The organism is Afipia sp. MLSD5-FHT05B12 (assembly GCF_058793355.1).
Genome location: NZ_JBXAFS010000033.1, coordinates 1 through 20,467, shown reverse-complemented (window position 1 = coordinate 20,467; position 20,467 = coordinate 1). Strand labels below are relative to the sequence as shown.

Annotated in this window: 18 protein-coding genes and 4 pseudogenes; 8 read left to right on the top strand and 14 right to left on the bottom strand. The window is 57.8% G+C overall.

The window, feature by feature from the left end:
- Nucleotides 1-26 precede the first annotated feature (26 nt).
- Nucleotides 27-283: pseudogene (locus AC1Q6J_RS22520) on the bottom strand (transposase); the annotation flags it as partial.
- A 592-nt stretch (nucleotides 284-875) separates the two neighbouring features.
- Here AC1Q6J_RS22520 and AC1Q6J_RS22515 point away from each other — a divergent pair.
- A pseudogene (locus tag AC1Q6J_RS22515) lies at nucleotides 876-1,808 on the top strand (ISNCY family transposase); the annotation flags it as partial.
- 68 nt (nucleotides 1,809-1,876) lie between these two features.
- Here the strand turns inward: AC1Q6J_RS22515 and AC1Q6J_RS22510 are convergent.
- The 6 genes and pseudogenes from AC1Q6J_RS22510 to AC1Q6J_RS22485 all read right to left on the bottom strand — a co-directional run.
- A pseudogene (locus tag AC1Q6J_RS22510) lies at nucleotides 1,877-2,068 on the bottom strand (ABC transporter ATP-binding protein); the annotation flags it as partial.
- Complete coding sequence (locus AC1Q6J_RS22505; protein ID WP_492281376.1) at nucleotides 2,065-2,313, bottom strand: ATP-binding cassette domain-containing protein; 249 nt, start codon at nucleotides 2,311-2,313, stop codon at nucleotides 2,065-2,067. The pseudogene AC1Q6J_RS22510 and the gene AC1Q6J_RS22505, both read right to left, overlap by 4 nt.
- Entirely contained in the window at nucleotides 2,310-3,266 is a 957-nt protein-coding gene (locus tag AC1Q6J_RS22500) for a branched-chain amino acid ABC transporter permease (RefSeq protein ID WP_492281375.1), read from the bottom strand. Before AC1Q6J_RS22500 ends, AC1Q6J_RS22505 begins: the two co-directional genes overlap by 4 nt.
- A complete protein-coding gene (locus tag AC1Q6J_RS22495; protein WP_492281374.1) occupies nucleotides 3,263-4,129 on the bottom strand; it encodes a branched-chain amino acid ABC transporter permease in 867 nt (288 codons plus the stop codon). The genes AC1Q6J_RS22500 and AC1Q6J_RS22495 overlap by 4 nt, the downstream gene beginning before the upstream one ends.
- Before the next feature lie 31 nt (nucleotides 4,130-4,160).
- On the bottom strand, nucleotides 4,161-5,360 hold the full coding sequence (locus tag AC1Q6J_RS22490; protein WP_492281373.1) for an ABC transporter substrate-binding protein: 1,200 nt from the start codon (nucleotides 5,358-5,360) through the stop codon (nucleotides 4,161-4,163).
- Nucleotides 5,361-5,584: 224 nt separating this feature from the next.
- Entirely contained in the window at nucleotides 5,585-6,223 is a 639-nt protein-coding gene (locus AC1Q6J_RS22485) for a flavin reductase family protein (RefSeq protein WP_492281372.1), read from the bottom strand.
- A 114-nt stretch (nucleotides 6,224-6,337) separates the two neighbouring features.
- Between AC1Q6J_RS22485 and AC1Q6J_RS22480 the strand changes: the two genes are divergently transcribed.
- Together AC1Q6J_RS22480 and AC1Q6J_RS22475 are read left to right on the top strand one after the other, a co-directional pair.
- Complete coding sequence (locus AC1Q6J_RS22480; protein WP_492281371.1) at nucleotides 6,338-7,126, top strand: TrmB family transcriptional regulator; 789 nt, start codon at nucleotides 6,338-6,340, stop codon at nucleotides 7,124-7,126.
- A 206-nt stretch (nucleotides 7,127-7,332) separates the two neighbouring features.
- Nucleotides 7,333-8,619: pseudogene (locus AC1Q6J_RS22475) on the top strand (transposase).
- A gap of 113 nt (nucleotides 8,620-8,732) precedes the next feature.
- On the opposite strand, the gene AC1Q6J_RS22470 reads toward AC1Q6J_RS22475, so the two are convergent.
- From AC1Q6J_RS22470 to AC1Q6J_RS22440, 7 genes are all read right to left on the bottom strand, one after another.
- Complete coding sequence (locus tag AC1Q6J_RS22470; RefSeq protein ID WP_492281370.1) at nucleotides 8,733-9,734, bottom strand: LysR family transcriptional regulator; 1,002 nt, start codon at nucleotides 9,732-9,734, stop codon at nucleotides 8,733-8,735.
- A gap of 16 nt (nucleotides 9,735-9,750) precedes the next feature.
- Nucleotides 9,751-11,424, bottom strand: a complete 1,674-nt coding sequence (locus tag AC1Q6J_RS22465) for a carbon-nitrogen hydrolase family protein (RefSeq protein WP_492281369.1) — start codon at nucleotides 11,422-11,424, stop codon at nucleotides 9,751-9,753.
- Nucleotides 11,425-11,506: 82 nt separating this feature from the next.
- Nucleotides 11,507-12,349, bottom strand: a complete 843-nt coding sequence (locus tag AC1Q6J_RS22460; RefSeq protein ID WP_492281368.1) for an ABC transporter ATP-binding protein — start codon at nucleotides 12,347-12,349, stop codon at nucleotides 11,507-11,509.
- 2 nt (nucleotides 12,350-12,351) lie between these two features.
- Entirely contained in the window at nucleotides 12,352-13,347 is a 996-nt protein-coding gene (locus tag AC1Q6J_RS22455) for an ABC transporter substrate-binding protein (protein WP_492281367.1), read from the bottom strand.
- A 32-nt stretch (nucleotides 13,348-13,379) separates the two neighbouring features.
- On the bottom strand, nucleotides 13,380-14,093 hold the full coding sequence (locus AC1Q6J_RS22450) for an ABC transporter permease (protein ID WP_492281366.1): 714 nt from the start codon (nucleotides 14,091-14,093) through the stop codon (nucleotides 13,380-13,382).
- Nucleotides 14,094-14,570: 477 nt separating this feature from the next.
- Entirely contained in the window at nucleotides 14,571-14,738 is a 168-nt protein-coding gene (locus tag AC1Q6J_RS22445) for a hypothetical protein (protein WP_492281365.1), read from the bottom strand.
- 319 nt (nucleotides 14,739-15,057) lie between these two features.
- On the bottom strand, nucleotides 15,058-16,392 hold the full coding sequence (locus AC1Q6J_RS22440; RefSeq protein WP_492281364.1) for a DUF6925 family protein: 1,335 nt from the start codon (nucleotides 16,390-16,392) through the stop codon (nucleotides 15,058-15,060).
- Nucleotides 16,393-16,490: 98 nt separating this feature from the next.
- Between AC1Q6J_RS22440 and AC1Q6J_RS22435 the strand changes: the two genes are divergently transcribed.
- The 5 genes from AC1Q6J_RS22435 (at nucleotide 16,491) to AC1Q6J_RS22415 (ending at nucleotide 19,955) form a co-directional block, all read left to right on the top strand.
- Complete coding sequence (locus AC1Q6J_RS22435; protein ID WP_492281363.1) at nucleotides 16,491-17,057, top strand: amidase family protein; 567 nt, start codon at nucleotides 16,491-16,493, stop codon at nucleotides 17,055-17,057.
- Nucleotides 17,048-17,389 (top strand): amidase family protein, encoded by a 342-nt coding sequence (locus tag AC1Q6J_RS22430; protein WP_492281362.1) that lies wholly within the window; start codon nucleotides 17,048-17,050, stop codon nucleotides 17,387-17,389. Before AC1Q6J_RS22435 ends, AC1Q6J_RS22430 begins: the two co-directional genes overlap by 10 nt.
- Nucleotides 17,390-17,402: 13 nt before the next feature.
- Nucleotides 17,403-17,867 (top strand): amidase family protein, encoded by a 465-nt coding sequence (locus AC1Q6J_RS22425; protein ID WP_492281361.1) that lies wholly within the window; start codon nucleotides 17,403-17,405, stop codon nucleotides 17,865-17,867.
- A 36-nt stretch (nucleotides 17,868-17,903) separates the two neighbouring features.
- Nucleotides 17,904-18,689, top strand: a complete 786-nt coding sequence (locus AC1Q6J_RS22420; RefSeq protein ID WP_492281360.1) for a LysR family transcriptional regulator — start codon at nucleotides 17,904-17,906, stop codon at nucleotides 18,687-18,689.
- 124 nt (nucleotides 18,690-18,813) lie between these two features.
- Nucleotides 18,814-19,955, top strand: a protein-coding gene (locus AC1Q6J_RS22415; RefSeq protein ID WP_492281359.1) for an IS3 family transposase whose coding sequence is annotated in 2 segments (ribosomal slippage) — nucleotides 18,814-19,078 and nucleotides 19,078-19,955 — 1,143 coding nt in all. Because the reading frame shifts where the segments join, the coding sequence is not laid out codon by codon here.
- Nucleotides 19,956-20,467 lie beyond the last annotated feature (512 nt).

The window sequence follows — 20,467 nt, the reverse complement described above, 5'->3', positions numbered from 1 at the left end:
TCTGCGCAAGCTGGGCCTCAGAAGTTTTTTCCGAGCATCTCCTTCAGTGTCGACACGTCCAGCATCGACTCCGCCAGCAGCTTCTTCAGCTTGCGGTTCTCCTCCCCCAGCGCCTTCAACTTGCGCGCCTCGGAGACCTCCATCCCGCTGTAGCGCGAACGCCACTTGTAGAATGTCGCATCGCTGATGCCGTACTTCCGGCACAGATCGCCGGCCGACAACCGGCGGCATGCTCCTTCAGCATCTTGATGATCTGCTCTTCCGTGAACCTGCTCTTACGCATCGTCCGTCTCCTTGATTGGAGAACAGAACCCTAACTTATAATCGGGGGCGTTTCAGGGGAGCAGGTCACCTTGACCACGATCAGCCTAGCGATGCGATGCGTCATGTTGATCCGTTAAAGATTGGTGAGTTTGGGAGACCGGAATTACCGGCCGATTTGAAGTTCGGGAGCCCCTATCGTGCAAGACACCGACTCGTTTATACGCGGTCTCCCGAAGACGGACCTGCATATCTGGCGTCCAGCGTGTGCAAGCCGAACAGCGCATTGCGCGCCGCAGTGAGGGACGCTCAGGCGCCCCCTGCGCCACCTTATCAATGCACCAACAGCCATCGTCTCTCAGAGACGGAGCACGATAAGCCCGTCGTGCTCTATTGCAGATGCTTGCAACGCTTAAGCTGGCGAACAAACCAGTGAACAAATGAGATACGGTGACGTGTAAAAAACATAAACGCTGGATTACGCTTTAAAAACTCCCCGCGTTCCATAACTGCTCATTACGCGAATCTAAAATGTAGACGCCAGATAGAGAAGTCACTGTTGGCCCAGATAGAGATGTCACTCTCCACGGTTTCAGTTGGGGAGTATTGGGCCGATGACGGTGATTGCGATGAGCCGGACGGAGATCGACCGGATGAGCGTGTTGCAAGATCTGGCGGCGAACAGGGTCAAAGTTGCGGACGCCGCAGCGCTGATGGGGCTTGGCCGGCGTCAGGTATTTCGGCTGGCGAAGGCCTATGATCAGCATGGCCCGGAGGCCCTGGTCTCCCGCCGCCGCGGCCGACCGAGCAACCGCTGTTATCCGACAGCATTGCGCGGCGAAGTCATCGGCATCGTTCGTGAGCGTTACTCCGACTTCGGTCCGACACTGGCGGCGGAGAAGCTGGCGGAACTGCACGGGATTCATCTTGGTCGCGAGACGCTGCGGCAATGGATGATGGTCGCTGGTCTATGGAAGGATCGTCGGGCACGGCTGAAGCCGGTGCACCAGCCACGGTATCGGCGCGACTGCCTGGGCGAGTTGATCCAGATCGACGGCTCGGAACACTGGTGGTTCGAGAGCCGTGGACCGCAATGCACCCTGCTCGTCTACATCGACGATGCCACCAGCCGGCTGATGCATCTGCAGTTTGTCGAGAGCGAGAGCACCTTCGATTATTTTGCCGCGACCCGGGCCTATCTGGAGCGCCATGGCAAACCGGTGGCGTTCTACTCCGACAAGCACGGTGTGTTCAGGGTCAACAGGAAGGATGCGCTCGGCGGCGACGGCATGACCCAGTTCGGCCGCGCCCTGCATGCGCTGAACATCGACATCATCTGCGCCAACTCCTCCCAGGCCAAGGGCCGGGTCGAGCGGGCCCATGGCACGCTGCAAGACCGGCTGGTGAAGGAGATGCGTCTATGCGGCATCGACACCATTGCCGCCGGCAATGGATTCCTGCCAGCTTTCATGGAGGCGTACAATGCGCGCTTTGCCAAGGCGCCATTCGATGATCGTGATATCCATCGTCCTGTTAGCGACCATGTCAACGCCGCCATCACCTCGTCGAGCAGCAGGATTTTCGGAGCGGTCGCCAGCGCGCGGGCCACTTCCCCGAGTGCCTTCTGCGGAAACGTCAGATCGTCCACGTCGGTATCGACTGCGTTCTGAAGACCCACTTTATCCAGGCACTCGCGGGCAAGCGCTCGCGCCTGCCCGAGCGGCAGCCGGACCGCCGCCGCCGTTACCACGTTGTCGAACAACGACATGCCTGGAAACAGCGCCGTGTTCTGAAAGGTCTTGGTCATGCCGAGACGGGCGATGCGATGCGATGCGGACGCAATCCGTCGATCTTCTGGCTGTCGAAACATATTTCGCCGGAGTTGAGTCGGTTCAAACCCACCAGCGAACTGAAAAGCGTGGTCTTGCCCGCGCCGTTTGGCCCGATCAATCCGATGATCTCGCCAGGCTGCACGGCAAAACCGACATTCGACAGCGCGACAAGGCCGCCGAAGCGAACGGTCAGTCCCGAAACATCGAGGATCGACGTCATGCCGCTCCCCGCTTTCTCGCGAACAGAGACGCAAGGCCGTTCGGCCGCCAGAGTACGATGCCGATCAGAATGAACCCGAAGATCAGCGGCGCGACGCCCGCAGCCCTGTTCGACAGATAAGCGCTGAGAAATTCCTCAAGCGGCACGATGATGAGCGCCCCGATGATCGGCCCGGCCAATGTGCCGACGCCGCCGAGGATTGCGATCAGCGCTGCGCGAATGGAAATGCTGGTAGCGCTGAAGACGATTTCGGGGTCGATGAAGAACGTGAACTGCGCAAACATGGTCCCGGCCGCGGCCGTAAGCCCAGCGGAAATGGCCGCACCGGCAAGACGCACGCCTAGTGTGTTGATGCCCGCGACCTCCGCTGCATCCTCGTTCTCGCGGATCGCGCGCAGCATGTAGCCAAGTCGTCCGCGCGCAAGCAGCAAGAACGAGATCGAAACCGCCACGAACAGGCCGACGAAAATCGGGATGTAGGCCCCCGCCCCGCGGAATTGCATCATCATCCACGAATTGCCGGCAAATGGCACCGATACGCCTTGCGGACCGCCGGTCAATCCCGTCGCGGCGGTGGCGACGATGCGGCAGGCTTCGCCGAATGCCAGCGTCGCCAGCGAGAAATACGATCCTTTCAGCCGCATGGTGGGAAGCGAGATGAGAACGCCGATCGCTGCGGCGAAAAGCATTCCGATCGGCAGCCCAATCCAAGGCGACAAACCGTACTTGATCTGCAGCATCGTCGACGTATACGCGCCGATGCCGAAGAATGCCGCGTGTCCCAGCGAAATCTGGCTGGCGAGACCGCCGACGATGTTCCAGCACTGGCCAAGCGATGCGGCCAGCAGGACCAGGCACACCACGCGAACGGCATAGCCGCGCGGCTCCAGGACCGAGCCCAGCACGAGCGCGACAGCGGCGACCGCGGCAATGAGAATGAGCGAACGGATCATCGCGAGGTGCTTCCGAGCAGACCTTGCGGCCGGAATGCCAATAGCGCGATGAAAATCGTGAACAGCGCGAGGTTCTGAAGCTGGATCGGCATGATGAGCGTGGACAGCGACTGAATGATGCCGACGATGACACCGCCGACCAAAGCCCCCATCACACTGCCAAGGCCGCCGAGCACCACCACGGTGAACATCAGCACGACATACTGCGATCCGCTTGTGAGACTAACGGATGAATAGGACAGGACGATGCCGCCGCCGAGAGCTGACAATCCGGTCCCGAGCCCAAACGCGATCGCATAGATCCATTTGGTATCGACGCCGAACAGCGTCGCTGCCATGGGATTCTGGGCGGTGGACCGGATCGCGCGGCCGATCCATGTTTTCGTCAACACAAACCAGAGTCCCACCGAGACGATCACCGCGGCGATGAACGCAGCCAGATAACTCACCGAGATAAAGATCGGGCCAATGGTCAGCGCCTGCGTCTGATAGATGGTTTTCACCGTCCGGAAGTCAGGACCGAACAGCAGCAGCGCCCCGTTCTCGATCACGATTAAAATGCCCACGGTCAGGAAAATCTGCGCGACCGGCGGCGCCTTCATCACTTGCTGGATCAGAAACCGCTGGACCAGTGCCCCGAGACAAAAGACAACGACAAAAGAAAACGCTGCACCGATCAGCGGGTCGAGGCCAAGATAACGCCACGCGAACCAGGCGGCATACATTCCAAGCATCACGAACTCCGCCTGCGCGAAGTTCACGATGCCAAGAACGCCGAAGACAAGCGATAGGCCGACCGCGATCACGCCATAAACGCCGCCCACAAGGATGCCGTCCGTCAAGGCTTGAATGATTGCGATCATCGTTCAGTGATCCGTCTGGCTGCCAACCTGATCACTTCACTTCCTTGCCTTGCCAGATAGCAGCCGCCTTCGCCACCTCGGGCGGATAGACGGTCGCGATGTCATCACCGCGCCACTGAACGAAGACGGGGAATCCGACCGACGTCAGGCCGCTGGCATCGAACGCCGTGCAACCGCCAGGAAGTCCGGCCGAGAAGCCGTCGCATTTCTTCAGCGAAGCAATGGCATCGCAAATCTTGTCGGGGTCGCGGGACTTCGCCACCTCGATCGCCTTCACCATGTGCTGAAACGCCGCGCCGTACATCAGCGATTCATGCGGCATGAACGCGCCGTACTTCTTCTTGTAACGCTCGGCGACCGCCGGAAGCGCATCGTAGTTGGCGGGCGCGATCGAGTACACGCCTTCCACAAGGTCACCGAGGCCTTTCTTGAAATCGGGAATGATATATCCGGCCGCGCCGCCCACCGTCGGAATGTCAAGATTTTGCTGCTTCATGGTGCGGATGATCAGGATGGCGTCGTTGAAGTAAGACACCGGAAAAACCAGATCGACGCCGGTCGTCCGCAGTTTGTTCACAAGCGGGGCTGCATCGGTCAGGTTGAGCGGGTAGCTTTCATCTACGACAATCTGAACGCCGAGCTTGTTCGCAGCATCGCGCAGGCCCTTCGCCTGCGCCGTGCCATAGGCGGTGTCCTCGTAGAAGATCGCCACTTTTGACACCGGCTTGCCGGCACGCTTGGCAATATCGACCGCGTAGCCGAATTGCTTTTCGCCGATCAAGCTCGCCTTGTTCGAGACTTGGAAAATATACTTGTAGCCACGGCTGGTGATCTGATCCGCGAAGGAGTGGGTGATCATTGGCACGCCCGCACGCTCCGTCACTTCCGATGCCGCCAGCGTGATCGAACTCACGAACGAACCGATGATGCCGACGACGCCATCCTGGCTGATCAGCCGCTGCGTTGCCGCCGCTGCCGCGTTCGGCGCCGGGACGTCGGCATAGACCAGTTCGACATCCGCACCGAGCGGCTTCAACGCGCCGGATTGCTTCATGTCTTCGAGTGCGAGCTCCACACCGTTGCGAATGTTGATGCCGAACTGAGCGGTTGGGCCGCTGAGCGGGACGAAGATGCCGATCTTGACCGGCTCCGCACTCCAGGCGTGGGACGCTGCGAGCACAGCCAAAGCGGCGAAAGCGAACCCCAAAGAAAGCTTCTTGCGACGTGCCATGTTGATCTCCCGCGTGCATGAGCTGTCTGTAGAATTCGACAATACATCTGCAAGAGCCAATTTCATGGGCGTATTATCGTCATTTGGCCGATATTTTATGCAGAAAAGCTGTGTCGAAATATTTCGACAACACGTCCTTAGAGGTATATTAGACGTCGACGCGCCATGGCCGGCGCGCAAGCGCACGCGCCGGAGAGCAACAAATGGCAAACATTCTGAGAGGCTTAGCTGCCAGCCCGAGTCTTCCACACCGCGAAGCTGTCGCGCTCCAACGCAAACTGATCGTTGGTGCGCGTGTAAAACGAACCGGCGATGCGCCCCACTGGATCATAGCGATCGTAATTGGTGCGCAGGGTTTCCGGATCAACGACGCCGTCGCGAACCTGAAGCGCCAGCACTTCACCGACCAGAAGATCGCGCTCAAGGCCGAAGTTCATGATCGTGACCTTGCAGCATTCAAGCGCCACCGGAGCATCCGCAAGGCGGGGCACCGACACCAGTCCGCTGTCAGCGAGCGGCAGTTTCAACGCTTCCGGCTCGCCGATCTCGGATGGAAAATCGATCGCGCAGTCGTTCATCGCCCGCGCCAGCGCCTCATCAACCATATTGACCACGAACTCGCCCGTCGCCCGAACGTTCTTGGTGGTATCCTTCAAGGAGCGATCAGCTCTGGCTTGCAATCCCACGACGACAATTGCCGGATCTTCCGAGAAAACGTTGAAGAACGAATAGGGTGCAGCATTGACGACGCCATCGGCAGACCTTGTCGTGATCAATGCGATCGGCCGCGGCACAACAAGGCCTGCAAGCAGTTTGTATCGCTGAGGCGGGCTCAGCGTCGCGAAATCGAACTTGAGAGTCATGAGAGAAAAGCTTTGCGTGTTGGCGCGCGTTTGCCGCGCATGCGATACCGGCGAAGCAATCCTAATGCGATGACGACAAATTCTGCAACACTCATCGTTCACAAATGATTCTTGATGCTTCCAGACGGCGTGGGTTCTTATACTGACGGCATCAGTGTCGAAAACAGACAACAGGTCACCATGGATTCAAGATTGCAGGCACTCGGTCTCGATGAGAAGGAGCAACGCTTCTATCTCGCAGCCCTCGAACTCGGCACCGCCCCGGTGACGGCCATAGCGGCACGCGCGGACATCTCTCGTACCAACGGTTATGATCTCGTCCAGCGTCTGCAAAAACGCGGGCTTGTTAGCCAGATCGAAGGCGAAGGCGGCGTGCGGCAAGTGGTGGCCGAAGATCCAAGCGTTCTGATTCGTGAGTGGGAGCGCACGCGCAACGCGTTGAACGATCTCGTTCCCGAACTGCGATCGCTGTTCAATGGACATCAGGATAAACCGCGCATTCGACTTTATGAAGGCATCGAAGGCATAAGGCGTGCGTTCTGGGAAACACTCGAATGCCATTCGAAGGTCTTGCTGGCCATCCTGTCCATGAACGAACTGCTTGAAGTGCCTGGCCCCGACTGGATGGGGGATTATATCAGGGAACGAGTCCGTCGCGGCATTGAGCTGAACGTGATCCGGTCACGCGACACCGAATCGATCTGGCCGTCGTCAACTCAGGAAGAGCGCGAACTGCGATACGCGCCGTTCGACATGGATCTCGGCATGACAATGTATATCTACGACGACAAAGTTCTCTATGTTTCGTCGAAACGCGAGAACTATGCCCTGGTCATCGAGAGCCGGGAGCTATCGTCGATGAATCGGGCGCTTTTCAACGGCCTTTGGACCATGATGTCCTGACGATATTTGCCGGCGCGCAACGCAGACGCGAAAGGCTGCGGACATGACCAATCTTCAACCCCGGTGCAAGGACAATCAATCGATTGCACCTCTTCGAATGTTATGCAAATTCGATGTCCGCTCTGGGTCGATTGTGTTGAAAAACTCCATTATTGAAGCGAGGCGCGATCGCTGATTCATTGCCGGTATCGGCGGAGGCTGAATCGATGATGGGTCCCCAGCAGACTGATCAGGCGGCTCTGTTTTACGCGTTCTCGCTTGAGCGGCACGTTCCAGCCTCTCATCAGCTAAGGGCGATTGATCGGTTCGTCGATCTGTCGGGCATGCGGAGCGAACTGGCGCCATTTTACAGCTCGACCGGCCGGCCTTCGATCGATCCTGAACTGCTCGTGCGGATGCTGCTGGTTGGCTATTGCTACGGCATTCGTTCGGAGCGGCGGTTGTGCGAGGAAGTTCACCTTAACCTCGCTTACCGCTGGTTTTGCCGGCTTGGGCTCGATGGCGAGGTGCCGGACCATTCGACCTTCTCCAAGAACAGGCATAGTCGCTTCCGCGATTGCGATCTTCTGCGCAAGCTGTTCGAGACGGTGGTGCGGCGTTGCATGGCAGAGGGGTTGGTCGGTGGGGCCGCCTTCGCCGTCGATGCCAGCCTGATCGCCGCCGATGCCAACAAGCAGTGTTCAGCGGCGGGGGCTGATGATCATGACTGGGAGGCACTCGCCCGAACACGCCGATCCGTCCGCGAGTACCTCGACAGGCTGGATGAAGCAGCTTGGGGCGCGGCGAGCGAGACGGTACCGAAGTTTATCTCCAGATCGGATCCGGCCGCGCAATGGACCGGCGCCCACAAAGGTCATGCCTTCTTTGCCTATGCCGACAATTACCTGATCAACCTGAAGGCCGCGATCATCGTCGATGTTGAGGCGACACGCGCCATCCGGCAAGCCGAGGTCGGTGCGGCACGCACGATGATCGAGCGTACGGAAGATCGCTTTGGGCTCTGTCCTGAGCGCCTGGCTGCCGACAGTGCTTACGGATCAGCCGAGATGCTGGGTTGGCTGGTCAACGAACGCACAATCGAGCCGCACGTGCCAGTGTTCGACAAGTCGGCGCGCGCCGATGGGACGTTCTCGCGCGACGAGTTCGCCTAAGATCAGGAGAACGACATCTATCTCTGCCCCGCCGGCAAGGTGCTGACCTCAACCAGGACCTTGGTGAATGATGGGGCAACGCTTCTCTATCGTGCCAGCAAGCGTGACTGTAATGCCTGCGAGCTCAAGCAGCGGTGCTGCCCGAACATGCCCGCCCGCAAGGTGCCACGTTCGATTTACGAGAGCGCGAGAGTCGCGCACCTGAAGCGCATCCTGCGCCTCGACCGGCTCAGGCTAAGAGATCCGTGCGGTGCCCACGACGAGTTCCTCCTCGCCGCAACCGTCCAGAACCTCCGAAAGCTGGCAAAGCTGATCCCTCTACCCGCTCCAATGCCTGCCTGAGCAAGGAATAACTCGCGCGCGTCCGGCTCCCCGCATCATCGCGGGCGGTCACGTCGCCGACTTCTTCAACACAATCCGCCAGAAGCGGACGACCGCAGCATGGGCCGGCCGAATTAGCTTCGCTTTCCCTTGCCTCTCACCGACGTCAAAAATGTTTTGTCGGCGTCGATGCGCTTCTCCAAGAACGTCGTCACGGCCTTTATACGCGCGATGTGCAGCAGATCTTCATGCACAGATAGCCATATATCGCGCATGGTGAAGAACTCCGGCATCACCGGGCGCAAATCTTTGTTACTCGCTGCGACGTAGGATGGGAGCATCGCTATGCCTTGCCCACCCGACACCGCGATGCACTGGGCAACGAGGCTCGTGCTGCGAAAGATCGTGTGCGCGGGACGCAGGATATCCGAGAGCCAGCGATTTTCCTTGCTGTAGATGTGATCCTCGATGAAATCGATAAAGGCGTGGCTCTCCAACTCTTTTATGGACTTCGGATAATCATGATCATTGAAATACGCGTTCGAAGCGTAAAGCGATATTTTGAACTCGCCCACTTTCTTAATGGACAGACGCTTGCCCTGCGGCCGGAAAAAGCTGAAGAAAATATCCGCCTCGCGCCGGCTCAGATCCAGCAGCCGCGTGTCGGTAATCAGTTCGATTTGGATGGACGGATAGATCTTGTTGAAATCGCCAATGCAATTGGTGAGGTAGAAGCTGCCTATCCCCTCCATCGCCGCAATCCGAACTGCTCCTCCGGCATCCGCCGCCTCGATCCCGATGGCTTCGACCATCGAGTTGGCCTGGCTCTCCATGCCTTCGGCATATTGCAGCAAGCGCAAGCCGATTTCGGTCAGTGTGAATCCGGACTTGCTGCGCTTGAAGAGCGTCGAATTCAGACTGCGCTCCAGTTCGCGGATGCGCCTGCTCACTGTGGTGTGGTCAACCTTCAGCTTTTCGGCGGCGCGAACAAGGTTGCGCTGACGCGCCACCTCAAGAAAGTAGACGACATCGTTCCAGTCATAACGGAGTTTTCGCTGCGGCTTTGCCACTCGCTTGACAGTCCCTCGCGGTAACCGGCGGCGCATACCATCGGCTTTTGAATCGCGATCAAGCACAAGCAATCCGATTCAGCTAGGCCGCGACAATCGGAGCGTAGGTCTCAACAAGCCGGTTTGCAAACATGTCGACCTTCGGAATCATCAGCTTTTGACGGCAGACGGCGAGATCGATGTGCTTCGGCATCACCGCGCCCAGTTTCAGCACCCGCGGCGCCGCGACATTGATGTCCCATTGTGGAAAGCCGTTCGGCGGAATGACGACGCTACCGCCCGGGTACGGAGAGTCAACCCGATTGGCCAGAACGACAGCAACCCTGTTGTCCTCGGCGCGCGGCACCGCCAGCAACTCCCGCTCGAATGGCTCACGCAGGGCGGCGGGCCAGAGGATGATGTCTGCACCACCGATGGCAAGGCATCGCGACGTCTCCGAAAATACCGCATCATAACCCGACATCACACCGATGCGGCCAAACGGCGTGTCGAACACCGGATAGTCATTGCCGGCAACGGCCCATTGCCGCTCTTCAGCCGTCAGATGCGTCTTGCGATAACGACCGATCTCCTTGCCGTCCGGCCCGATCAGGACGGTCGTCACATAGAGTCCGGCCGCTGCCCGTTCGATGATGGGAGCAGCAATCAGGCAGCCGTATTTCGTTGCAATTGCCGAAACACTCGAAAGGTTCGTTGCGCTCTGGTCAGCGAGCGATGCGGCTTCCTTTCCTGAAAGGATGCACTCCGGACAGAACGCATATTCCGGCAGCACCAGAACCTTCGCGCCCAGCTTCGCGGTATGATCGACCATATCGAGGACATCCGCGACGGTGGTGTCCCCGGTCACATGCATCTGCACTGCGGCGACCTTGGTCACGGATTTCGAGGGGATAAGCGGCTGATCTGCGACCCCGCAAACCGGCGTCTGTTCATACGGCAGAGCCATGATGCCGTAGGTTTCCGGCCGGCGGTCCGCGATCTTATCGTTCGCGGCATAGATCGATTTGTCGGCAGCGGCGTCGAGATCGACATCGCCGATCGCCATGCCATGGGTGTCATAGGGCACCTTGGAATGCACGCGTCCCTTCGGATCGACGATCATGCTACCGCCCGGATAGTAGATCGATCGCTCATAGCCGGCCTTGGTGGCGGCCACGAGCCAGACGCCGTTCTCGTAGCTCCGCGCGGGACCCCACATATCGGCCTGATCCATGGCGAAGAAATTCGCCATGTCAACGATCACCTCGGCACCCTGCATCGCCATTGCGCGAAAGATTTCCGGAATCCGTCCGTCGAAACAAATCAGAAGGCCGATGCGGCCAAGATCAGTATCGACCACCGGACATCCGCGCTCACCGAAGCTGAACCAGTTCTGATCGTGAGTCGCCAGGAACTGCTTGTGGTAATGGCACGCGAGCTTGCCCTTGCGATCGAACATAATGCCGGAGTTGAAAATCTTCTCCTTGACCGGATCCCACTCGGTAATGCCGCTGGCGATATAGACGCCATACTTGCGGCTAAGCTCCGATAGCGCGGTGACAAACGGGCCGTCCGTCACGGTTTCGGCAAGCTCACGGCAATGCTCGGCGGAATCGAACAGATAGCCCGTATCCATGCATTCCGGAAACACGATCAGCTCGGCGCCCTGCCGGACCGCGTCCTCTACATATTGCGTGGCAAGCGCGATATTGTAATCGAAATCTCCCAGCCGGGCGAGTGTCTGCACCGCGGCGGCACGAAAACGGCGCTTCGTCATATCAATCTCCAGTTTGATGGGTTGCTTCGCTGCTATTTCCACGCCGTCAAACGTGACGGCAATCCAGTGCGCGGCAGGGCCGTCACTTCTTCACCTCCTGCCAGAAACGATCGAGGCAATGGCGCTTGAGCGCCATAAAACTTTCGCCGGTGGTGACTTCCAGGTTGCGCGGCCAAGGCAGATCGATATCGACAATCTCAGCAACCTGGGTCGGCCGCCGTGTAAGGAGCACAACCTTGTCGGCGAGTTCGATCGCTTCATCGAGATCATGCGATACCAGCAGCATGGTCGTCTTCGTTTTCATGAAGATCTTCTGAAGCTGCTCGCGCATGAACATCGTCATCTCGTAGTCGAGCGCGGAGAACGGTTCGTCCAGAAACAGAACTTCAGGCTCCGTCACGAGTGCGCGGAGAATCGACACTGTCTGCTGTTGCCCGCCTGACAACGTGTACGGATAAGCATTGAGATCGATCCGCACCTCGAAATCAGCGAGCAGTTTCTCCACACGGCGATGACGCTCCTTCCAGCCGATACCCATCACCTTCAGCGGATAGTGGATATTGTCGATTGCCTTCAGCCACGGGAAAAGCGCCTCGCGGTAGTTCTGGAAGACATACGAAATCCGGGTTTCGCTGATGAGCTGACCGTCATAAAGAACTTCGCCGGCATCCATCGGCATCAAGCCGGAGACCATGTTGATGAACGTGCTCTTCCCGCACCCATTTGGACCGAAGATCGAAATGAAGTGCCCAAGCGGCAAATCCATTCCGAAATCGTCGTAGACCACAGCATCGACGAAGGTCTTTCGCAGACCGCGAATGGTCATCAAGGGCTGACGCTGCGCCGTCTTGGGTAGAGAGACTTGCGACGCACGCCCCGTCGCAACCTCGCCGGACCTGATCGGAGAGACGTTGCTTTTGCCCATGTTCAATTTCCAAGCTCTGCCTTGGTCAGCAGCTTCTCGCGGACATTGAGCGGGCCAACCAGAACGCCTTCCTTGATGAAAATATCGACCAGCGCCTGATACGATTTGATATCGGTATCGTTGAGGTCCTTGAACCCGCGCAGGTAAGGCTGCGCTACCAACTCAAGCTGATCGGGCTTGATCGGCGTATAGATTGGAATCACGGCTTTATATTTTGCGAAATTGGCGTTCACCAGATCGGTCGCTTCGTCGATCACAGCCACCACACGCTTTGCAACGTCCGGGCGATCCTTCAGAAACTTTGTCGTCATGATGGATGCGCCGGAATAGAAGGGATCGGCGATAACGCCCGCGACTGGATTGGTCATGGCGCGGATGGCCTTGCCCGAGGCGACTGCAATCGAGCCTACCGGCTCAAGAGAAAGCGTTGCATCCACAGTGCCTCCGACCACCGCTGGCACCTGCATTGCGACAGCGAGATCGACAAGTTTCACGTCCTTGTCCGGATCGAGGCCGGCTGCGCGCACCATGTGCCGCGAAATCGTCCGCCACTGGATGCCGGGCACATGCCCCAGAGTCTTGCCCTTGAGGTCGGCAAAATTCTTGATGCTGCTGTCCGGCTTGACGATCAGACCATCGTTGATCCTGTCGACTTTGATGCCGCCGCCCTGCAGGCCAAAAACTTTCAGCTTCCCGGGAAATTTCGATTCCGCGATCATCGCGATCCCGGCAGCCGCGCCGGGAGGTCCGAAATCGGCGCGCTCGGCAATCAGCGCGTCGATGATCTGGTTCGGCGATTCCATCTTGTTGGAGTCGATCTCGATGCAAGCCTTCTCGAACAACTTTTCCTCGATGGCGACATAGTAAGCCGTGGTCTGCATGATCGGCAGCCACGCAGCCGTTACCTTGTCCATCTTGTCACAAGCCGCGTACGCGCTGCTGCCACCTGTTGAAATAGCGGCCACGATGGCGGCGGCGAAGAGAGTTGATTTTGACATCACATGCTCCTTGAGAATTACAGCAACGGCAGCTATTTGCCCGACCAGTGGATAACCGAACGTTCGAGGAAGAGGAGTGCAAGGTTCAATCCATATCCCATCGCGCCTGCGACAAGGATCGAGCCGTACATGTCGGTCAAAGAGTAGGATATCTGCGCATCGATGATGCGGTGACCCATGCCATCGGTGGCGCCGATGAACATTTCCGCCACGATGATCACGACGAGCGCGAGGGATACAGCGGTCCGCAAGCCTACGAAGGTCTGTGGCAAAGTCTCGAAGAAAATGACGTCACGGAAGATGCGCAGCGAGGAAGCGCCCATCGATCGCGCAGCAAGGATGCGCGTCTGCCGCGCGTTCATCACGCCATAGGCAACATTGAAGACGATCACGAGCCACGCCGCGAATGCCGCAACTGCGATCTTTGCAAGATCGCCGAGGCCGAACAGCAGCAGAAACAGCGGGAAAAGAGCGGTGGCGGGCGTCGAGCGGAAAAAATCGACGATGAATTCAACAGAGCGATAGACTGATGCCTTGGCGCCGAGAACAATTCCGACCGGCACACCGGCTACGATTGCAATGACGATAGAGTACGCGACCCGCACCAGCGTGCGCGTGAAATCCTTGGTCATGCTGCCAGACCAGATATTCGACGCCGTATCGCGCAACGTCTCAATCGGTGACGGCAGCAGATCCTTATTGACCCATCCACCTTTTGCCGCGATCCACCAGACTGCGATCAACAAGGCGGGACCCACGACCAGCTCTATGGCGCGGCGGGCCTTCCTGGAGTTCAATTTTGAGATTGCGCTGCGCATGGTGGATCGAGCTCTCTCGGCAACGGAAGATCGATCACGATCAGTTGCCCGAGCTCATCTTTACGCAATCACATCGAAAGAAAATGCCGAGTTGTGCAACGCAATGTGCGTTTTTGCATATTAAAGATCGATCATTTACTGATTAATCTGCACTCATGCATGCACACTTCTTGGGCAGCGGCCTCCTGCATAACACTCCACGAACCCGACAATCTGCAAGGTATGCACTCCTAAGTGCATCATTCACACTGATTTGCGATGTCTGCGGAGTTGCCGCTTGAGATCAATCGCGTCGCTTCGACTGTACGCCAATGACTTCCGGTTCTCTCCGATAGGCAGACAATTTCAGAACCGGTTCACACTTCGCATTTGCGCCAAAAGTGGACGTAACGCCCTTCGGCCAGTTCAAAACGCCTGGCCAACGCCAAACCGCGCGACATAGGTGGCGGTCTGGTTCCATACCAATGACGTAGTCAGCGATGCTGTAACAGCGCCATTGTTCCAGACCGGCAAGTGTACGCCGGTGAGCTCGGCCCAGTCTTTCGCGGCGGCGATGCCGAGCGCAGTCATCAAGAACACGCCTAAAGCGAAGCTAGAAGCGAACAGTCGCCAAGCCTCATACTCGGGCCGCTGGCTTTATCAGGCCACGGTTCGAGCTCTGCCACAACATGTAAGCAGCCCTCGTGATTAGTGGCCGAACTCATCGAACCGAATACAATCGCGGCGATGACAGCATGATGGAGAGTATATTCGCAGCAACGGACCGACAGAGAGTCCTGGATATGCGGCGAGCAATGCCACTGAATCTCAGCCGAGGCTGATACTGACATCCGAATAGCTCCGTCAATCCTGACCATTAAGCCGTTCGTTCAGTGTCATAAGGCGACACGACTTAACCACGCACCATCGCCTCTGCCCTATCCAATTTTCGAGACGGCACACACTCGCCAGCGAAGATCTCTCGTGAGTTGTCTTCGCTCTGAACGCGATCGAACGCTGCAATCCAGTTCGAAAGCGTGGTTGACTCGCAGCTTAACGCTTTGAGCTGACGCAGCGCAATGCGGACGCTCGCGCGTTGGACACGACTCCTGACGAACGATTCGACCGGTGGGTCCTGTCCGCGGATGACGGATTGCCTGACCATATCCTTGATCGCGATGGCTTCCGGCGCTCCAAACGATCGCAGCACCATTTGAAAATACTTGTGCTGGTCCAGATCGAAAATCGGCTCGTTGCCAAGCGAAACGTCCGCGGGATGCCACGGATAAACGTGCGCGCACGGAACGTATCCGTCCGGTATCGGCTCCGTCGCTGCGTGGGTTCGCCGTTGCTTGAGAAGTCTGGGAAGCAAGTGGGTATGCGGACCTTCCGGACTCTTCTCACCGTGGCACGGAATACGTTGAAAGACCTCCGCGCGGCCCATCCGACTTATGAAAACCCGATGCGGACTCGCCTCCAGGATCGCTCCTAGCGCAGGATTGTCCGGCCCATAAAGCGGGCGCCCCTCATGTTCGCGCAGCCAAGCGAGCAATCTCGCATCGCGGATGCGAATGCAGAAGTCGATATATGGGGCCGCGATTCCGAGATCGAACAACACCCCATCTCGATCTTCGGAACGAAGTGCATCGGTATCTTCGCCAATCTCTGTCAACACCGCGTGGGCACTCATCCGAGCGTCCGCGCTTTTCATGCACAGAGCCACCTGCTGACTCCATCCCTGATACGCGATGCTCTCGAACGAAAACGGTCGACAGTGAGCGTCAAGCTGAATGGATATTCCGCCCCGTGCCGAAACTGCAGCGAGCCGATTCCGCCGTCTCTCAATGGTGACGTCCTCGCTCCCGACGCGGGAAAACTCGGCAATCGCGCCGAACGTTCCGATGCTCCACTGCGACCGCGGGTGTAGTAATTGTTCATACAGAAAGTCTTCGATACGGATTCCAGGGAAGTCGACTCTCATCAAATTTATATCCGGGTGATCTCGTATTCGGACGATGCAGGTCCAGCGCGATGCTTGCCGCCCGCCGGAGATCACCTGTCTCTTCGCGCGCATCACATTCGCTTCTTGGTCGCGCATCATTCGCCAGAACGATGCGACCAATGTTGCATCAAAGCATGGCTTGCAGAGCAGGAGACGCTGATAGTTCAGCTTCGATGCTGCTCGGCTATCGTGCAACCGGTACTGATCATCCGATAAGCAACCATTATCAGTGCTGTCGTATCGCATTTTTCGGGCAATTGTTCTGTGGAGATGTGACCCTAAGCTAGCCCCGTTTCTTGCATCTCCATGTTGTTCTTCCGGAAATGCACAATTCAGGTGTGGACATGATCGACAGCCAAGGTCTTCGAATTGAGAAAATTCACGCCGACTACAAAAACGGGCGGATGCGGCCGCGAGATCTCCTGTCCGAGATTTCAAATCGGATACGTGCATGCGACATCAATCCCGTTTGGATTGATGTGCCCCCCGACGAGGCTATCCACGCGCAGATCGACCGCCTGCCGGGAGAATACGATGACAGTCTTCCGTTATTCGGGATTCCGTTTGCGATAAAGGACAACATGGATCTGCAGGGACATCCAACCACGGCGGGGTGTCCCGCTTACGCCTACATCGCCAAAGAGACCGCTCCGGCAATTGCACGGCTTCTTGCTGCCGGCGCAATCCTGGTCGGCAAGACCGCGATGGATCAGTTCGTGACCGGCACGACCGGTACGCGTTCGCCTTACGGTCCCTGCCCAAGCGCATTGAATCCCGCGTATGTCGCCGGAGGTTCGAGTTCTGGATCGGCGGTTGCAGTTGCGGCAGGCCTTGTCTCCTTCTCTCTCTTGGTACCGACACCGCTGGCTCCGGACGGATTCCCGCGGCGTTCAATACGATCGTGGGGTTGAAGCCTACCCGGGGCCGCGTCAGCATTTGCGGCATTGTGCCAGCGTGCAGATCCATCGATTGTGTGTCAGTGTTCGCTAATAACGTCCTGGACGCCGTAGAGGTGCTGAAAATCATCGAGGGATTCGATCCTGCAGAGGGTTATTCACGGCGCATCGAAAGGCCGCGCCGAGACATCCGCTCAACACTCGAAGGGTGTGTTCTTGGATTGCCGCGCTCCTGTCAACTGGAATTCTTCGGATGCCGCCGCAGCTCGGAAGCATTTCGGAACGCGGCCGCCCGCCTGCGCAAGCTTGGCGTAAAAATCCGTCGAATTCGACTATGGGCCATTTAGCGAGGTGGCGCAGATGATCTACAAAGGGCCGTGGATGGCTGAAAGGTATTCATCGCTGAAGACATTCTTCGATACGCACCCGGATGAGATTTTCCAGGTGACCTATCGGGCAATTTCGGGAAGCGACCGGTTCTCGGCGGCGGATGCATTCGCTGCCCAGCATCGGCTGGCTGACCTAAAGCGGATCATCGAGCCAATATGGGACGAGGTCGATGCCATCGTCACGCCCACGGTTCCTCGAGCCTATACCATCGCAGAGGTTCTGGAGAATCCTGTCGAACTCAACAACAATCTTGGATACTATACCAACTTCGTCAATCTGCTCGACCTTTGCGCGATCGCGATCCCCGCAGAGGTCGGCGAAGCGGGGCTGCCGTTCAGCATCACGCTAGCGGCGCCTGCCTGGAACGAAGACGGTCTCTGCTCGCTGGCGACGGAATTCAGCAGCATTGGTGCGAAGGAGTCTCATCCCAGTTGAAGAGCAATTTACAAATCAAGCATTTGAAATATCTCGTTGTCCTCGCCAAGGAACGCCACTTCGGCCGCGCGGCCAATCAGCCAGCCGGCATTATCCCAAGCCGTCCAGCAACTGGAAAAGCACTTCGGCGTCCCTATCGTGCAGCGTCAGCAAAGCGGATTTCAAGGATTTACACCAGAAGGGAACGACATTCTCGCCTTGGCACGGCAGGCCGTCGTCGAGCACGAACGCCTTGTCAGCAAAACGGCAACGAACTCGCGGCAGGATTTGCGCGGAAGCCTGCGGCTCGCTCTCGCACCAGTCACGATGTCTATCGTTTCATTGCTGACGGCCCCCTTCGCTGATCGCTATCCCAACGTCACCATCTCGATCATGTCGCGAACCTTGCGAGATCTCGAACGTGACTTCCGAAATTTCGACGTCGATGTGGGTGTAAGCTACCTCGATGCGGTCGAACTGCCCGGACTGAGACCGTACCATCTCTACGATGAATCATACTTCCTGCTAGTACCTGACGACCATGACCTGAGCGACCGCACGTCGATAGGCTGGGCGGAAGTCGGTGAATTGCCGCTATGCCTTCTCGCACCCGCGCTTCAGAACAGGATCATCATAAACGGAATCTTTGCGCAGGTCGGAGTGACCCCGCAAGCAGTGATCGAAACAGACTGCAGCCTCGGGTTGTTCGCACATATGCGTTCCAACAAGTGGGTGACGGTCGTACCGCATTCCTATTTCTATTTGCTCGGTGACTGGGGCTTCATCCGCTCCATCCCGATCGAAAACCCACTCGTTACAAGTTCGATCGGCATACTGATCTAGGAGCGAAATCCAATCCCGCCGGTTATCGAAGCCTTCCTCGAGGTTGCAGAGGACGCGAAGGTTGATCTGCCCCCTTTGAAGTGGTCCTCCCTGAAGTATGTTTTTCGGATGGAGGATAAGATCGATGGCAAGGAAGAGGCATACGGCTGAAGAGATCGTTGCGAAGCTGCGGCAGGTTGATGTGCTGATGGCGCAGGGCCGGCAGGTAGCAGACGCAGTCCGAGCGATAGGCGTGACGGAAGTAACGTACTATCGATGGCGAAACGAGTACGGTGGCCTGAAGGGCGACCAGGTGAAGCGACTCAAAGAGCTGGAGATTGAGAACAATCGTCTTCGGCGAGCGGTGTCGGATCTGACGCTGGACAAGCTGATCCTGGCGGAGGCCGCAAAGGGAAACTTCTAAGCCCCTCCCGACGCCGTGCGTGCGTCGATCATGTGATGACCGAGCTTTGCATATCCGAGAGACGGGCGTGCCGGGCTTTAGGTCAGCACCGATCGACGCAGCGCAAGACTCCAACGACATCCGATGACGAGGCAGCTTTGACTGCCGACATCATCGAGCTTGCCCGCCAATATGGCCGCTACGGATATCGCCGGATTACGGCGTTGCTTCGCAGAGCCGGCTGGACGGTGAACAAGAAGCGTGTCGAGCGGATCTGGCGATGTGAGGGGCTGAAGGTCCCTGCAAAACAACCTAAACGCGGACGTCTGTGGCTCAATGACGGCTCGTGCATCCGTCTGCGGCCGGAGCGACCCAACCATGTCTGGTCCTATGACTTCGTCGCTGACCGCACCCATGATGGCAAGGCGTTCCGGATGTTGTGCATCATCGACGAATTCAGCCGTGAGAGCCTGTCCATCCGTGTCGCGCGGAAGCTCAAGGCGACCGATGTCATCGAGGCACTCTGCGAGCTGTTCGTCTCGTGGGGCATCCCTGCGCACATACGTTCAGACAACGGCCCTGAGTTTGTCGCCGAGGCGCTCCGGGATTGGATCGCCACCGTCGGAGCCAAGACCGCATACATCGAACCAGGCAGTCCGTGGGAGAACGGCTATTGCGAGAGCTTCAACGGCAAGCTGCGCGATGAACTGCTCAACGGCGAGATCTTCTACACATTGAAGGAGGCACAGATTGTGATCGAAAACTGGCGCCACCACTACAACACGATGCGTCCACACTCATCACTGGGATATCGACCGCCGGCACCCGAAGCCCTCGTCTGGCCAGCACCAAAGGAGATAGTCAAAATGCAATCTCTAAACTAACATTCCAATCGGACCACTCAGTGGGGGCCGGTCAGCCAGGTCAACACAGAACAGGTTGTATTGGAATTTGTACCACAAGACATTCGGCTCGAGATCCACCTCACTCGAAGCCGTTATCGCTTAGCAGCAGGCTTCAATTCCGTTTTCTACCCCACAACGCGGTAAAGGATATCACCCCCTACTCGTTGCCATCCATGGATCTCTGTAAAAATACGCTCGACCAATCCGCTAACAATTCCAAGAAGTCATGATCTGATCGTCGTCGACTGTGGCAATGCGGCCAGGAGCACCTTTCCGAAGCGGCGCGCCACCATGGGATAGCGAAGCGTATTTTGTTCCGCTGGAAGCAGAAGGAAGCCCGTGGCTGCGCCGGGGTTTCCTCCTCCACGGTCCCGAGCGCTTTGCGAAGAAGAGGATCGAGCTTGGCATGCCGGCGTGCGAGATTTCGGAATCATTCATTGCGGCAACCGGCCCTTGATTTTTGCAAGACCTGCAGCCGCGCAGGCCTCGTC